We start from the raw sequence: 13996 nt of genomic DNA, 5'->3' as shown, positions 1-13996 counted from the left end.
GGAATGGGAGCTGCACGCGCCGACGCCCCGGGAGGAACCGCCATGACCGCCGCCGCCACACCGGGCCCCTCCAGCGAACTCCCCGGCCGGACCATGGCCCGGGAGATGGCGGAGCAGCCCGCCGTCCTGCGCCGGATCCTGACCGAGGGCGCCCCCGCGATCCAGGACGTGGCCCGGCGGATCGCCGCCCGAGCGCCCCGCTTCGTCCTGCTCACCGCCCGCGGCACCTCCGACAACGCCGCCCTGTACGCCAAGTACCTCCTGGAGATCCGGCTCGGCCTGCCCTGCGGACTCACCTCGATGTCCACCACCACGGCCTACGGCGCCCGCCCCGACCTCACCGACGTCCTCGTCGTCACCGTCAGCCAGTCGGGCGGCTCCCCCGACCTGGTCGCCTCCACCCGCGCCGCCCGCGAGGCCGGCGCGATCACGCTGGCCGTCACCAACAACCCCGGCTCACCGCTCGCCGGCGTGTCCGAGTACCACATCGACATCCTGGCCGGACCGGAGAAGGCCCTCCCGGCGACCAAGACCTACACCGCCTCCCTTCTCGCCCTGTACCTCTTCGTCGAAGGACTGCGCGGCGGCGACGGGGCGGCCGCCCACGTCCTGCCGGAGCTCGCCGCGGGGCTGCTCGCCCGGCAGGACGAGGTGCGCACCCTCGCCGCCCGGTACCGCTTCGCCGAGCGCATGGTGCTCACCTCGCGCGGCTACGGCTATCCCACGGCCAAGGAGGCCGCCCTCAAGCTGATGGAGACCAGCTACATCCCCGCCCTCTCCTACTCCGGCGCCGACCTGCTGCACGGACCGCTCGCCATGGTCGACAACGTCTCCCCGGTCATCGCCGTGGTCACCGACGGCAAGGGCGGCGAAGCGCTCCAGCCCGTACTGGACCGGCTGCGCGGCCGCGGCGCCGACCTCGTCGTCGTCGGCCCCCCGCACCAGGTCGAGCAGGCCTCGGCCGGCTTCGTCCTGCCCACCCAGGGCGTCGCCGAGGAGGTCCAGCCGGTCCTGGAGATCATCCCCCTGCAGTTCCTGGCCTACGAGGTCACCATCGCCCGCGGCCAGGACCCGGACGCGCCGCGCGCACTGGCCAAGGTGACGGAGACGCGGTGAGGGAGGGGGCGGGCCGAGTCGGCGGCGGGGGGCGGGGGATACGCCTCCGCGTTCGGGGCGGCCTGGGTCTTGGGGGTGATGCCGAGCCATGCCTTCGGGGGAGCGTGGGGGGTAACTCCGAAGCCTTGGGGGGTGACTCCGGGTGCGCCCTCGGGGGACCGAGTACCGCGAGGCGGGCGCGGCCGGGCTAGGTCAGCGACCCCCCGGTCACATCCACCCAGCTCCCAGTGACCCACCGGCCTCCGTCCGAGACCAGGAACGCCACCACGTCGGCGACCTCGGCGGGCCGGCCCACCCCGCCCAGCGCCGATATCGCCGCGGCCTTCGCCCAGCCGTCGTCGCTGCCGTGCAGCAGCTCGGCCGTGTTGTCCGTGTCGATGATGCCCGGCGCCACCGAGTTCACCGTGACGCCCCGTGCCCCCAGCACCTTGGACAGGTCGCGGGAGAGCACGTCCAGCGCGCCCTTCGTCATCGCGTACGCCACGTTGTCCGGCATCACCGCCGTGCGGGCCAGCCCGGACGAGATGTTGACGACCCGGCCGCCGTCGCGCAGACGCGTCATGCCGTGCTTGAGGATGAAGAACGGCGCCTTCACGTTCACCGCGAAGGCCTCGTCGAACTCCCGCTCCGACAGCTGCGCGATCGGGCGCGTGGAACCGATGGCCGCGTTGTTCACCAGGATGTCGAGCCCGTCCGCGTGCCGGTCGAACTCCTCCCACAGCGCCTCGGCGTCGCCGGCCACGCCCAGTTCGACACCGACCGCGAAGGCCGAGCCGCCCGCTGCCTCGATCGCGGCGACCGTCTCCTTCGCCGCGGCCTCGTTCCTCCCGTAGTGCACCCCGACCCGGGCACCGTCCCGCCCCAGTCGCTCCGCGATCCCGCGGCCGATGCCCCTGCTCGCCCCCGTGACCAGTGCCGTCCTGCCCGTGAGTACGCCCATGACGGCGCCCCTCCCCATTTCTCTAGCGGTCGCTACAGAAATGACCGTACCGCAGTCCGCCGACATTTCTCTAGTGCCCGCTATAAAATGCACCCCATGGTGAACGACGACGGAACCGCGAAGACCCGGGCCAAGGCTGCACCCAGGCCCCGCGGGCGCCCTCGCTCCTTCGATCGCGAGACGGCCCTGGAGAAGGCGCTCCTGGCCTTCTGGGAACACGGCTACGAGGCCACGTCCGTCTCCGACCTGACCCGCGTCATGGACATCGGCGCCCCCAGCCTCTACGCGGCCTTCGGGGACAAGCGGTCCCTCTTCGACGAGGTCGTGCGTGTGTACGGCACGCGCTACGGCTCGTTCACCGACCGCGCCCTGGCCGAGGAGCCCACCGCCCGGGCCGCCGTCGCCCGCACGCTGCGCGAGGCCGCCACCGCGTACACGGAGCCGGGCCACCCGCACGGCTGCCTCGTCGTGCACGCCGCCGCGAACTGCTCCACCCCCGAGGTCGAACAGTCGTTGCGGGACCGCCGCAACGCGAACATCGCCGCCTTCGAGCAGCGGATCCAGGCCGACGTCGACGCCGGCCTGCTGCCCGCGGACACCGACGCCGCCGCGCTGGCCCGGCACACCGGCGCGATGATCCAGGGCATGTCACAACAGGCGCGCGACGGGGCGAGCCGGGAGGAACTGGAGGCCGTCGCCGAAATTGCCATGTCCATCTGGCCCCGCACAGGAACCCACACGGGTTAGGCTGCGTGATGGACGCCCGCGCGTCCGACGAGTCGCGGAATTAACAACAACGAACAGCCTCCCACGCATGGACACCCCGAGTGGTCTAGTCCACAATGCGTGAAGAGAGCGCGTGCACCACGCGCACCAGACCTCCGTCTTCCCCGCACAGGAAGACGGACCGAGGAACCGAGGCTCTCTGCCCTGACTGCCCCGGCTCCTCATCCTTCGGCCGACCGGGACCGCACACCCCACGGCCGATACTGCTCCGGGCTGCGGTGCCGGGAGGGTTGAGGGTCCCTCTCAGGCGCCGCGGCCCGCGGGTGTTTCCGGGCTCCGGGTATTTCGGAGCCGTACAAACGCCCGGGTACGCTCGCCCCGTGCCCTCCATGAACGAACTCGTACGCCAGCACACCGCCCTCGACGACACCGACCTCGAGTGGCTGCACCTGCTGGTCTCGGAGTGGCAGTTGCTCTCCGACCTCTCCTTCGCCGACCTGGTCCTCTGGGTCCCCACCAGCGACGGCACCCGGTACGTCTCGGTCGCCCAGATGCGGCCCAACACCGGCCCGACCTCGTACCAGGACGACATGGTGGGCCACCTCGTCCCGCGGGGGCGCCGCCCCATGCTGGACGCCGCCCTCGACGAGGGCCGCATCGTGCGCGAGGGCGACCCCGAGTGGCGCGAGGAGGTGCCCGTCCGGGTCGAGTCGATCCCCGTACGGCGGGAGGGCCGGGTCCTCGGGGTCATCGCCCGCAACACCAACCTCCTCACGGTGCGCACCCCCAGCCGACTGGAGCTCACCTACCTGCAGAGCGCCTCCGACCTGGCGCAGATGATCGCGGCCGGGTCCTTCCCGTTCGCGAACCAGCAGCTCGACATGGACGCCTCGCCCCGCGTCGGTGACGGCCTCATCCGGCTCGACGCCGACGGCCTCGTCCAGTACGCCTCGCCGAACGCGCTGTCCGCCTACCACCGGCTCGGCCTCGCCTCCGACCTCGTCGGCCAGCACCTCGGGCGGACCACGGCCGAACTCGCCCCGACCCGGGGCCCGGTGGACGAGGCCCTGGCCAAGGTCGCCAGCGGCTGGGCGCCGCGTGAGTTCGAGATCGAGGCCCATGACGGGGTCATCCAGTTCCGCGCGATCCCCCTCAAGCCCAAGGGCACCCGCATCGGTTCGCTCGTCCTGCTCCGGGACGTCACCGAACTCCGTCGCCGCGAGCGTGAGTTGATCACGAAGGACGCGACGATCCGGGAGATCCACCACCGGGTCAAGAACAACCTCCAGACGGTGGCGGCCCTGCTCCGGCTCCAGGCCCGGCGCATCGAGTCCGACCGCGGACGTGAGGCCCTGGAGGAGGCGGTGCGGCGGGTCGGGTCGATTGCGATCGTGCACGAGACCCTCTCCCAGAACCTGGACGAGCGGGTCGAGTTCGACGACATCGCCGACCGGGTCCTCGCGATGGTCGCGGAGATCTCCCCGGGCAAGGTCGCGGGCCGGCGCACCGGACGCTTCGGCATCCTGGACGCGGAGGTCGCCACCCCGCTGTCGATGGTGCTGACCGAAGTCCTGCAGAACGCGCTGGAGCACGGCTTCCGTGAAGGCGACACCGGCACCGTGGAGGTGTCGGCGGTCCGCGGCGGCACCACGAAGGAGGCGCGGCTGCTCGTCACCGTGCAGGACGACGGCGTCGGACTGCCGGAGGGTTTCGATCCGCACACGGCCGGCAACCTCGGACTGCAGATCGTCCGCACCCTGGTCGAGGGGGAGTTGGGCGGCACGTTCGACATGGTCCCGGCTCCGGAGCGCGGCACCCGCGTGATCCTGGACATCCCGGTGCGCGCGCAGAAGTAGCGGAGCCCGTCGCGACTGCCCAGCTCGGAGGCAGGGCCCACCTCAGAGGGAGGGGTTCGGTCCGCAACGCCGACCGCACCCGTGGGAAGTGCCGGTGGAAAGCAATGAGCCCCGGGCCACCAAGTGGCCCGGGGCTAAAGCTCGTTGCTGCTTAACTAAGCGCATCGGGGGAACTGCGCGCTGCGGCTCGGGGGCGGGAGATGCGTGCTCGCTGCACGCGCCGCCAAGCTCAGGCTGTCAGCAGGGGTGGGTTGTCAGGCGGAGGCCTGACGGGCCCGGTTGCGGGCGGCGCGGCGCTTCATGGCGCGGCGCTCGTCCTCGCTGAGACCACCCCAGACGCCGGAGTCCTGGCCGGACTCGAGCGCCCACTGCAGACACTGCTCGATTACCGGGCAGCGACGGCAGACGGCCTTGGCTTCCTCGATCTGCAGCAGCGCAGGACCGGTGTTGCCGATGGGGAAGAAGAGCTCGGGGTCTTCCTCGCGGCAAACGGCGTTGTGACGCCAGTCCATGGCTGCTACCTCTCCTTGGTATTACGTGCAGGTGCTTGTGAATGTGAACGCTTTCACGAATCCCTCAACAAGTGAAGGGCCGACCGCCAGGTTCCCTGGCGTGGGTCCTGTGAGTTGAAGAGGGGTTCCGGTGATCAGTGGAGGCCGGTGTTGCGGGCCGTCCCGATCGCCACGTAGAGACTCGCAAACCTCAGCGGCGGATACAACCCCTTCTGGAAAGTTTTTTTTGATTCTTCGGTGTCGACTAGGTCACAGCCGTACTTCCATGGGGTGGATCCTGGCCTAAACGTTCGAGTGAAAGGACTTTAGCCAGTTCTGCTCACACAATCACACGCAGTGCACGGCGTACGCCTGTGAACGTCACGCTGGTGCGCAGCCCCAGGTGGTCACCGTCCATCTGGAGGGGGAGAGGCACCTTCGAATGCAAGGTGAACTCCGTCAAGTCGTGCAGAGAGGTGGCGTGCTTGCCCTGGGGTCCCCGCTCCGGGGACGAAGTGAGCAACTGGGTGCCATACCGGGCAACAGCGGCGGTCGACAGGCGGCTGAGAGCGAAGATGTCGAGGCCGGTATCGAACGAGGCCTTAGGTGCCGCGTAGATCGGGCGATTCCCCAGAAACGTCCACGGGGAGGTGTTCGAGACTATGGACAGCACGAGATCGGTGACCGGTTCGGCGTCGGCCCGCTCCAGGGTGATCGTGCCGTGCCGGCGGTTGGGCTCGCCGAAGAGCTGGCGCACGACCTGGCGGACGTAGAGAGCGTGTGTGGATTTCCGGCCGCGCTCGCGGTGCTGCTCCACCCGGCCCACCACGCCGGCGTCGAAGCCGAGGCCTGCGTTGAAGGTGAACCAGCGGGCCGGCACCGACTCGTCCTCGGTGCCCGGCGTCCCCGAGGTCAGCCCCAGGCCGACCGTGCGCTCGCTGCCGTCGCGCAGGGCGTCCAGCAGGGCGCCGGTGGCCTCCACGGCGTCGTTCGGCAGGCCGAGGGCGCGGGCGAAGACGTTGGTGGAGCCGCCGGGGACCACGGCGAGACCGGGGAGGTGCCCCGGGGCGGGGCCGGCGTGCAGCAGGCCGTTGACCACCTCGTTCACCGTGCCGTCGCCGCCGAGGGCGACCACCAGGTCGATGTCGTCGCTGTCCGCCGCCAGCCGGCCCAGGTCGCGCGCGTGGCCGCGGTACTCGGTGGTGACCGCTTCCAGCTTCATCTCACTGGCCAGCGCGTGGATCAGTACGTCGCGTGTGCGCGCGCTCGTAGTGGTTGCCGCCGGATTGACCACAAGAAGTGCACGCATGACTGGCAGCGTACCTACTGGGTGGTACCGGGCCCAGACCGAGGTAGGGATCGGGTAAGAGAGCAGGGGTGAACCTCGGCACGGGGGCGCACGACGCGAGGGCTACCCTTCAGGGGTGAGCAGTGAGCAGACCCCCACCACCCCGGAGATCACCGGCCCCCGCCCGCGGCGCCTGACGTACGCCGCGCTGCTGGCCGCCCTGGAGGGGCTCGCGCTGGTCGTCGGCGGGGTCTGGATCCTCGTCCTCGGTGTCACGGGGCACCCGGACGACCGGCAGCAGGCCGTCACCGGGGGCATCACGCTGGTCGCGCTCGCGCTGCTGCCGCTGCTCGCCGCACGTGGGCTGCTGGCCCTGCGCAGCTGGAGCCGCGGCCCGGCCGTCATCACCCAGCTCATGGCGCTGCCGGTGGCCTACAACCTGCTGCAGGCCGACAGCATGGCCATCCCCGGCGGGATCGCCCTCGCCGTGGTCGCCGTCGCCTCGCTCGTCCTGCTGATCAATCCCGAGACGACCCGGGCCCTCGGGATCCGCGGGCCCGGCAACGCCGGCAGTACTCAGAAGTAGGCGGCAGGCGCAGGCGGCACGGCGAAGGAGCCGTCACTCCTCGACGAGGAGCTTCTCCCGGAGCTGCGCCAGCGTGCGCGCCAGCAGCCGGGAGACGTGCATCTGCGAGATGCCGACCTCCTGCGCGATCTGCGACTGGGTCATGTTCCCGAAGAACCGCAGGAGCAGGATCCGCTTCTCGCGCGGCGGGAGGTCCTCCAGCAGCGGCTTGAGCGACTCCCGGTACTCCACGCCCTCCAGCGCCTCGTCCTCCGCGCCGAGGGTGTCCGCGACCGCCGGGGACTCGTCGTCGGTGTCGGGGACGTCCAGGGACAGCGTGGAGTACGCGTTGGCGGACTCCAGGCCCTCCAGGACCTCCTCCTCGGAGATCGCCAGCTTCTCGGCTAGCTCGTGGACCGTGGGGGAGCGGCCGTGCAGCTGCGACAGCTCGGCCGTCGCCGTGGTCAGCGACAGCCGCAGCTCCTGCAGCCGGCGCGGGACCCGCACCGCCCAGCCCTTGTCGCGGAAGTGCCGCTTGATCTCGCCCACGACCGTCGGGGTCGCGTACGTGGAGAACTCCACACCACGGTCCGGGTCGAAACGGTCGACCGACTTGATCAGGCCGATCGTGGCGACCTGGGTCAGGTCGTCCAGCGGCTCCCCGCGGTTGCGGAAGCGGCGCGCGAGATGCTCGACGAGCGGCAGGTGCATGCGGACCAGCTGGTTGCGCAGCTCCGCGTACTCCGGGCTGCCGCTGCTCAGCGTGCGCAGCTTGAGGAACATCTCACGGGCGCCGCTGCGGTCCGGGGCGCCGTGCTGCGCGCCGTGCGCACGCTGTGCGTTCGGCGCCTCGTCCTCGGAGTGTCGCTCGTGCTCGCTCATCGTCCCGCCCGTCGCCCTTCCCCGAGCCCTCGCCTCCTCCGCCCCTCCCGACTTCGCGCGAGTGGGGGGAACCCCCTGGGCCGGGGACGTGCTGATCCCCCCGCCCGGAGGCGCGCTCCGCACGGCACCGTCCTGGCCGTGCCGCCCGCCGCCCGGGAGGACGGCCCCCGCGGAGTCGTCCTCGGGATGCGGGCGGGCCTGCTCGGGGATGCCGTCGATGCCCTCCGCCATGCGCCGGCCTCCGGCCGGACCGCTCACGCCCGTGCCCTCGGCCGGCAGCTCTCGTGTGCCGCGCTCTTCGTCCCGCACCGGCCCGTCCTCGTTCCTCACGCCGGCCCGGGTCCCGCGCCGCGCTGTTTGTAGAGGCTGATCGAAACGGTTTTGTCCTTGTCCACGGCGGAGGAGACCTTGCCCGCGAGCGCGGACAGCACCGTCCAGGCGAAGGTGTCCCGCGAGGGGGCATGCCCGTCCGTGGTCGGCGCCGAGACGGTGACCTCGAGTGAGTCGTCGACGAGGCGGAAGACGCAACTGAGCACCGAGCCGGGCACGGCCTGCTGGAGCAGAATCGCGCAGGCCTCGTCCACCGCGATGCGCAGGTCCTCGATCTCGTCGAGGGTGAAGTCCAAACGGGCCGCGAGACCGGCCGTGGCCGTACGCAGCACCGACAGGTAGGCACCCGCGGCCGGCAGCCGGACTTCCACGAAGTCCTGGGTCGCGGGCTCGCCTGCGATCTGGGACACCCTCACCTCCATGGTGGTACAAGCGTTTCAGGGCCGAGGGTCGCCCCCCGGGGTAACGCGATACGTGGTTCAGCGGTGACGCTATCGCGCTCTCGACGATCCTGTCCCCGGGACCTCAACCCCTTGCCGTCACTCACAGTAAACCTGTGGACACGCTCCGTGTCTAGGGGTTGGGCGGGCCCAAATGGGAAGAGCGCGCGCCGGATTGACGTACCCAGACGTCAGACGCTCGAACCGTCCTGGTCGGACCGTCCTGCGCCGGGGTGGTGCCGCCTCACACGAGGACATGGTCGACGAAGCACCAACGCCAGGTCTCCCCGGGTTCGTGCGTCCGCATGACGGGATGACCGGACTCCGTGTGGTGCCGCGCCGCGTGCCGTCCCGGCGAGGAGTCGCAGCAGCCGACGTGACCGCAGCTGAGGCACAGCCGCAGCTGCACCGGATCCGTGCCCTCCGCCAGGCACTCCGGACACGTCTCGCTGAGCGGGCCGGGTTCGGGGTGCGGCAGCGCGTCGGCGTGCGTGCACTGTTTCATGATTGCCAGGTTACGACGGTCGAGCGGAAGACCGCGTCGGAAAAAGAGGGCGGGCGAGGACGATGGACGTGATGCCACTGCTGTTGCTGGTGGCGGGCAGTGCCGCGATCGCCGCGGCCGCGCGGCGCACCCCGGTGCCCGCGCCGCTGCTGCTGGTCGCGGTCGGGCTGGCGGTCAGCTATCTGCCCGGCGTGCCCGACTACACCCTCGACCCGCACATCGTCCTGCCGCTCATCCTGCCCCCGCTGCTGCACACGGCCGCCACCGACAGCTCCTACCTCGACCTGCGGGCACAGCTGCGGCCGGTCGCGATGCTGTCCGTCGGGTACGTGCTGTTCGCGACCTTCGTGGTCGGCTGGGCCCTGTACATGATCGTGCCGGGCATGCCGCTGACCGCGGCCCTGGTCTTCGGCGCGGTCGTGGCGCCGCCGGACGCGGTCGCGGCGACCGCGGTGGCCCGCCGGGTCGGGCTGCCGTCGCGGATCACCACGATCCTCCAGGGCGAGTCCCTGCTGAACGACGCCACCGCGATCACCGCCTACCGGGTGGCCCTGGCCGCCGCCGTGGGGGAGGGTGCGACCTGGGCGGGGGGCATCGGCGAGTTCCTGCTCGCCGCGATCGGCGGCGTCGTGGTCGGACTGCTGCTGATGGCGCCGATCCACTGGCTGCGCACGCACGTGAAGGAAGCGCTGCCGCAGAACACGCTGTCCCTGCTGATCCCGTTCGTCGCGTACGCCGTCGCCGAGCAGGTGCACGCCTCCGGTGTGCTCGCGGTCGTCGTGGTCGCGCTCTATCTGGGACACCGCGCGTGGGAGGTCGACTTCGCCACGCGCCTGCAGGAGGAGGCGGTGTGGAAGATGGTCGCCTTCGTGCTGGAGTCCGCGGTGTTCGCGCTGATCGGGCTGCAGTTGCCGGTGGTCCTCCGCGGCCTCGGCGAGTACGAGGGCGTCGAGGCAGCCTGGTACGCCGTCGCCGTCTTCCTGGTGGTCGTCGCGGCCCGGTTCGTCTGGGTGTACCCGGCGACCTTCCTGCCACGGCTGATGTCGGAGCGCATCAGGGAGCGCGAGGGGCAGCTGACGTGGAAGGGGCCGTTCGTCATCGCGTGGGCCGGCATGCGGGGCGTGGTCTCCCTGGCGATCGCCTTCTCCATTCCGCTCACCCTGCACGGCGGTGAGGAACCGTTCCCGCAGCGCAACCTCATCCTCTTCCTGACCTTCACGACCGTCATCGGGACCCTGGTCGTGCAGGGGCTGACCCTGCCTCCGCTGATCCGTCTGCTGAAGTTCCCCGGGCGGGACGCGCAGGCCGAGACGCTCGCCGAGGCCAACGCCCAGGCGCAGGCGTCCCGGGCCGCCGAGCGGCGCCTGGACGAACTCCTCTCCGACGAGCGCAACGCCCTGCCCGGCCCACTCGCCGACCGGCTGCGCACCGTCCTGGAACGCCGCCGCAACGCCGTCTGGGAGCGGCTGGGGCAGGCCAACCCGGTCACCGGGGAATCGGTCGACGACACCTACCGGCGGCTGTCACGGGAGATGATCAGCGCCGAGCGCGAGGTGTTCGTCCGGCTCCGGGACGGCCGGTACATCGACGACGAGATGCTGCGCACGTTGCTGCGCCGGCTGGACCTGGAGGAGGCGGCGGCCTTCCGGGAGGCGACGTAGCGGCGGGAAGCGACGTGAGCGGCAGGAGGGGCGACCCGGTGGCGGGCCCGCGCCCGGTCAGGGGAACGGGCGACCGGTGATCACGGCCGCCACGGTCGCCCCGCGCGGGAAGGCGCCCTCGCCGGCCAGGGTGGCAAGCGCGTACAGCAGCTTGGCGACGTAAAGGCGTTCGACGGGTACTGCGTGGCGCCGCTCGAAGTCCGCGGCGAAGGCGTCGAGCTCCGCGGGCACGCGCGCGTAGCCGCCGAAATGGAAACGGTCGTCCATGTCCCAGTCCCCGCGCCGGCCGCCGAACGCCTCCTGCTGCAGGGCCTCCGTGTCGGCGGCCAGGAAGCCGCCCTTGAGGACCGGCACGCCCAGCGCGCGCTGCCCCGGCGCCAGACCGGCCGCCAGGCCCGCCAGCGTGCCGCCGGTACCGCAGGCCACGGCGACGACGTCGGCGCGATCGCGCAGCTCGGCGCCGAGCTCCCGGCAGCTCCGGACGGCTTCGGCGTTGCTGCCGCCCTCGGGGACGACGTACGCGTCCTCGGCGTCCGCCGCCCGCAGGAGCCCGGCCAGCACTCGCGCCTCGGACTTGCGGCGGTAGGACGCCCGGTCTGCGAAGTGCAGCCGCATGCCGTCGGCCGCGCACCGGGCCAGTGAGGGGTTGAGGGGCCGGCCGGCCAGCTCGTCGCCGCGGACGACACCGACGGTGGGGATGCCGAGCAGGCGGCCCGCGGCGGCCGTGGCGCGCAGGTGGTTGGACCAGGCGCCGCCGAAGGTGACGACGGTACGGCCGGCCGCCGCCGTCAGGTTCGGCGCCAGCTTCCGCCACTTGTTGCCGATCAGCTCCGGATGGATCAGGTCGTCCCGCTTGAGCAGCAGCCGCACGCCCCGGCGGTCGAACCGGCTGTCGGCGGCCTCCTGCACCGGCGAGGGCAGCCGGGGACGGAGACCGGCGAGGCCGGGGGTGTCGGGGCTGGTCACCGGGCCATTGTCACCCGAGGGTGGGAGAGGCGGCACCGGCCGTTCCATCGCGGCCCAGGTCCTCGCCGCTCGTCGTGCCGGGCCGCGACCGCGCCGCTCCGCGTCGGTTGCGCACCCACTCGACGAGCGAGGGCCCGCCGCGCAGGCACCACAGCGCGATCACCGGATCGCAGATCGCACAACCCAGCGAGGACGTGTGCGCGAACGGGATGATCGGGTTGCCCTTGAGGTGGTGGACGATGTCCCACACGGTGTGCAGCAGCCAGCCGACGCCGATCCACGTCCACGACTCCAGACCGCGGAAGGCCACGTACGTCAGGAGCGCGGTGAAGGCGAACTCCCAGCCGCCCAGGCCGCCTCCGCTGAGGTACGCCGCGCCTGCCCCGGCCACCATGACCGCGTTCAGGCGCCGCCGGTGCGGTTCGCGGACCAGGGACATCACCAGGGCGTAGAGGATGCCGATGCCGATCGGCGCGACGTACTGCATGGCGGGGCCGTTTCTGGAGGTGGAGGGGAACGGCTCACCACGCTAGGGCCGGCCCCGAAGGTCCCCCAGAGGCACGGCCGCCAAGTTCCCACGGGTTGTCGCCAGCCGGTCCGGAGCCTCGGCGGGGCGCTCCGCAAAGCCCGGCCCGGAGCTTCGCCGAGCCTCACCGACGCACTTTCGAACACCACCGAAACGGGCGCCTCCTGCCCAGCAGTACGAAGATCCATTCCCGCTCTTTCGGGTAATACCATCGCTGCGCTGCGTGAGGAAGGCTGGTCGTGCACATCGATGCCCGAGGCATATGGGCGTCGGTCACAACCGGGAGGGCAGTTCTCTATGTCGGTAGGCGAAGAGGTCCGCACGGAGCAGACCAAGCCGCAGCAGAGTCTCGGCACGGCGGCCGCGCGGAACCTGGCCACCACGACCAAGTCCGTGCCGCAGATGCAGGAGATCAGTTCCCGCTGGCTGCTGCGGATGCTGCCCTGGGTCGACATCCAGGGTGGTACGTACCGGGTGAACCGGCGGCTGACGTTCGCCGTGGGCGACGGCCGGCTGACGTTCGTCAAGACCGGCGACCAGGTCGAGATCATCCCCGCGGAGCTGGGCGAACTGCCGGCACTGCGCTCCTACGAGGACGAGGAGGTGCTGTTCGAGATCGCTCGCCGCTGCGAGCAGCGGGAAGTCCCGGCGGGCGAGGTGATCGCCTCCTTCGGCAGCCCGTCCGACGAGGTGTACCTGCTGGCGCACGGCCGCGTCGAGAAGGTCGGCACGGGCCCCTACGGCGACGACGAGTCCCTCGGAGTCCTCGCCGACGGCGCCTACTTCGGCGACGACGCGCTGCTGAACGAGGACGCCATCTGGGAGTACACGGCCCGCGCCCTCACCGCGTGCACCGTCCTCGTGCTGCCCCGCCAGGAGTTCGCGCAGATCGCCGAGCGCTCGGACTCGCTGCGCGAGCACCTCCAGCACATCCGCTCGATCCCCGCGCAGCGCTCCAACAAGTACGGCGAGAAGGAGATCGATCTCGCCGCAGGCCACTCCGGCGAGCCGGACATCCCGCACACGTTCGTCGACTACGAGGCCAGGCCGCGCGAGTACGAACTGAGCGTCGCCCAGACCGTGCTGCGCATCCACACGCGCGTGGCCGACCTGTACAACCAGCCGATGAACCAGACCGAGCAGCAGATCCGGCTGACGGTCGAGGCGCTGAAAGAGCGTCAGGAGCACGAGCTCATCAACAACCGGGACTTCGGGCTCCTGCACAACTGCGAGTACGACCAGCGGATCCAGCCGCACGACGGCGTGCCCAGCCCGGACGACCTGGACGAGTTGCTCAGCCGGCGTCGTGGCACGAAACTGCTCCTCGCCCACCCGCGCGCGATCGCCGCGTTCGGCCGCGAGCTCAACAAGCGGGGACTGGTCCCGGAGACCATCGACATGGCCGGGAACCGCATCCCCACCTGGCGCGGGGTGCCCATCTTCCCCTGCAACAAGATCCCGGTGACGGAGGCCCGCACCACGTCGATCATCGCCATGCGTACCGGCGAGAGCGACCAGGGCGTCATCGGTCTGCGGGCCTCGGGCATCCCGGACGAGATCGAGCCCAGCCTGTCGGTGCGCTTCATGGGCATCAACGAACAGGCCATCATCAAGTACCTGGTCACGGCCTATTACTCGGCAGCGGTCCTGGTACCGGACGCGCTCGGTGTCCTGGAGAACGTCGAGATCGGCCGCTGGCGGTGA

General features: G+C 71.1%; 14 protein-coding genes. 6 read left to right on the top strand and 8 right to left on the bottom strand.

Annotated elements, in window-relative coordinates:
- The first annotated feature begins 42 nt into the window (after positions 1–42).
- Positions 43–1116 carry an SIS domain-containing protein gene (locus ACIGAQ_RS16280; RefSeq protein ID WP_399783277.1) on the top strand — a complete coding sequence of 358 codons (1074 nt, stop codon included), beginning with the start codon at positions 43–45 and terminating at the stop codon, positions 1114–1116.
- A 187-nt stretch (positions 1117–1303) separates the two neighbouring features.
- On the opposite strand, the gene ACIGAQ_RS16275 is transcribed toward ACIGAQ_RS16280, so the two are convergent.
- Complete coding sequence (locus tag ACIGAQ_RS16275) at positions 1304–2056, bottom strand: SDR family oxidoreductase (RefSeq protein ID WP_362278570.1); 753 nt, start codon at positions 2054–2056, stop codon at positions 1304–1306.
- A 96-nt stretch (positions 2057–2152) separates the two neighbouring features.
- Here ACIGAQ_RS16275 and ACIGAQ_RS16270 point away from each other — a divergent pair, with 96 nt between their 5' ends.
- Both ACIGAQ_RS16270 and ACIGAQ_RS16265 read left to right on the top strand, forming a co-directional pair.
- The gene (locus ACIGAQ_RS16270; protein WP_399783273.1) at positions 2153–2803 is read left to right on the top strand and encodes a TetR/AcrR family transcriptional regulator; all 651 of its coding nucleotides are present in this window, start codon (positions 2153–2155) and stop codon (positions 2801–2803) included.
- A gap of 368 nt (positions 2804–3171) precedes the next feature.
- The gene (locus ACIGAQ_RS16265) at positions 3172–4638 is read left to right on the top strand and encodes a PAS domain-containing sensor histidine kinase (protein WP_311680478.1); all 1467 of its coding nucleotides are present in this window, start codon (positions 3172–3174) and stop codon (positions 4636–4638) included.
- Between the two features lie 254 nt (positions 4639–4892).
- Here the strand turns inward: ACIGAQ_RS16265 and ACIGAQ_RS16260 are convergent, their stop codons facing one another.
- Positions 4893–5150, bottom strand: a complete 258-nt coding sequence (locus ACIGAQ_RS16260; RefSeq protein ID WP_003992873.1) for a WhiB family transcriptional regulator — start codon at positions 5148–5150, stop codon at positions 4893–4895.
- Between the two features lie 319 nt (positions 5151–5469).
- Positions 5470–6438 carry a diacylglycerol kinase family protein gene (locus ACIGAQ_RS16255; RefSeq protein ID WP_362278572.1) on the bottom strand — a complete coding sequence of 323 codons (969 nt, stop codon included), beginning with the start codon at positions 6436–6438 and terminating at the stop codon, positions 5470–5472.
- A 115-nt stretch (positions 6439–6553) separates the two neighbouring features.
- Between ACIGAQ_RS16255 and ACIGAQ_RS16250 the strand changes: the two genes are divergently transcribed.
- Positions 6554–7003 carry a hypothetical protein gene (locus ACIGAQ_RS16250; RefSeq protein WP_399783270.1) on the top strand — a complete coding sequence of 150 codons (450 nt, stop codon included), beginning with the start codon at positions 6554–6556 and terminating at the stop codon, positions 7001–7003.
- 33 nt (positions 7004–7036) lie between these two features.
- Here the strand turns inward: ACIGAQ_RS16250 and ACIGAQ_RS16245 are convergent, their stop codons facing one another.
- The 3 genes from ACIGAQ_RS16245 to ACIGAQ_RS16235 form a co-directional block, all read right to left on the bottom strand.
- Positions 7037–8173, bottom strand: coding sequence for an RNA polymerase sigma factor SigF (locus ACIGAQ_RS16245; RefSeq protein WP_399783267.1), 1137 nt, complete (start codon positions 8171–8173; stop codon positions 7037–7039).
- Between the two features lie 17 nt (positions 8174–8190).
- Positions 8191–8604 (bottom strand): hypothetical protein, encoded by a 414-nt coding sequence (locus ACIGAQ_RS16240; RefSeq protein WP_003992877.1) that lies wholly within the window; start codon positions 8602–8604, stop codon positions 8191–8193.
- A gap of 274 nt (positions 8605–8878) precedes the next feature.
- On the bottom strand, positions 8879–9139 hold the full coding sequence (locus tag ACIGAQ_RS16235) for a UBP-type zinc finger domain-containing protein (RefSeq protein WP_311679430.1): 261 nt from the start codon (positions 9137–9139) through the stop codon (positions 8879–8881).
- 62 nt (positions 9140–9201) lie between these two features.
- On the opposite strand from ACIGAQ_RS16235, the gene ACIGAQ_RS16230 reads away from it, so the two are divergent.
- Positions 9202–10800, top strand: coding sequence for a Na+/H+ antiporter (locus ACIGAQ_RS16230; protein ID WP_311679429.1), 1599 nt, complete (start codon positions 9202–9204; stop codon positions 10798–10800).
- Between the two features lie 57 nt (positions 10801–10857).
- On the opposite strand, the gene ACIGAQ_RS16225 is transcribed toward ACIGAQ_RS16230, so the two are convergent.
- Complete coding sequence (locus tag ACIGAQ_RS16225) at positions 10858–11766, bottom strand: pyridoxal-phosphate dependent enzyme (protein WP_362278575.1); 909 nt, start codon at positions 11764–11766, stop codon at positions 10858–10860.
- Positions 11767–11776: 10 nt separating this feature from the next.
- Positions 11777–12253, bottom strand: a complete 477-nt coding sequence (locus ACIGAQ_RS16220) for a DUF6010 family protein (RefSeq protein WP_399783262.1) — start codon at positions 12251–12253, stop codon at positions 11777–11779.
- Between the two features lie 336 nt (positions 12254–12589).
- Here ACIGAQ_RS16220 and ACIGAQ_RS16215 point away from each other — a divergent pair, with 336 nt between their 5' ends.
- Positions 12590–13996 carry a family 2B encapsulin nanocompartment shell protein gene (locus ACIGAQ_RS16215; protein ID WP_311679426.1) on the top strand — a complete coding sequence of 469 codons (1407 nt, stop codon included), beginning with the start codon at positions 12590–12592 and terminating at the stop codon, positions 13994–13996.

The sequence above is a fragment of the Streptomyces sp. NPDC085932 genome (assembly GCF_044540525.1).
GTDB lineage: Bacteria > Actinomycetota > Actinomycetes > Streptomycetales > Streptomycetaceae > Streptomyces > Streptomyces levis.
The sequence above is the reverse complement of the archived record's forward strand: the minus strand, read 5'-3'. Positions and strand labels throughout refer to the sequence as shown.

Coding starts and splice junctions, on each gene's coding strand:
- ACIGAQ_RS16280 (WP_399783277.1), top strand. CDS start 43: ATGACCGCCGCCGCCACACCGGGCCCCTCCAGCGAACTCCCCGGCCGG.
- ACIGAQ_RS16275 (WP_362278570.1), bottom strand. CDS start 2,056: ATGGGCGTACTCACGGGCAGGACGGCACTGGTCACGGGGGCGAGCAGG.
- ACIGAQ_RS16270 (WP_399783273.1), top strand. CDS start 2,153: ATGGTGAACGACGACGGAACCGCGAAGACCCGGGCCAAGGCTGCACCC.
- ACIGAQ_RS16265 (WP_311680478.1), top strand. CDS start 3,172: ATGAACGAACTCGTACGCCAGCACACCGCCCTCGACGACACCGACCTC.
- ACIGAQ_RS16260 (WP_003992873.1), bottom strand. CDS start 5,150: ATGGACTGGCGTCACAACGCCGTTTGCCGCGAGGAAGACCCCGAGCTC.
- ACIGAQ_RS16255 (WP_362278572.1), bottom strand. CDS start 6,438: ATGCGTGCACTTCTTGTGGTCAATCCGGCGGCAACCACTACGAGCGCG.
- ACIGAQ_RS16235 (WP_311679430.1), bottom strand. CDS start 9,139: ATGAAACAGTGCACGCACGCCGACGCGCTGCCGCACCCCGAACCCGGC.
- ACIGAQ_RS16230 (WP_311679429.1), top strand. CDS start 9,202: ATGGACGTGATGCCACTGCTGTTGCTGGTGGCGGGCAGTGCCGCGATC.
- ACIGAQ_RS16220 (WP_399783262.1), bottom strand. CDS start 12,253: ATGCAGTACGTCGCGCCGATCGGCATCGGCATCCTCTACGCCCTGGTG.
- ACIGAQ_RS16215 (WP_311679426.1), top strand. CDS start 12,590: ATGTCGGTAGGCGAAGAGGTCCGCACGGAGCAGACCAAGCCGCAGCAG.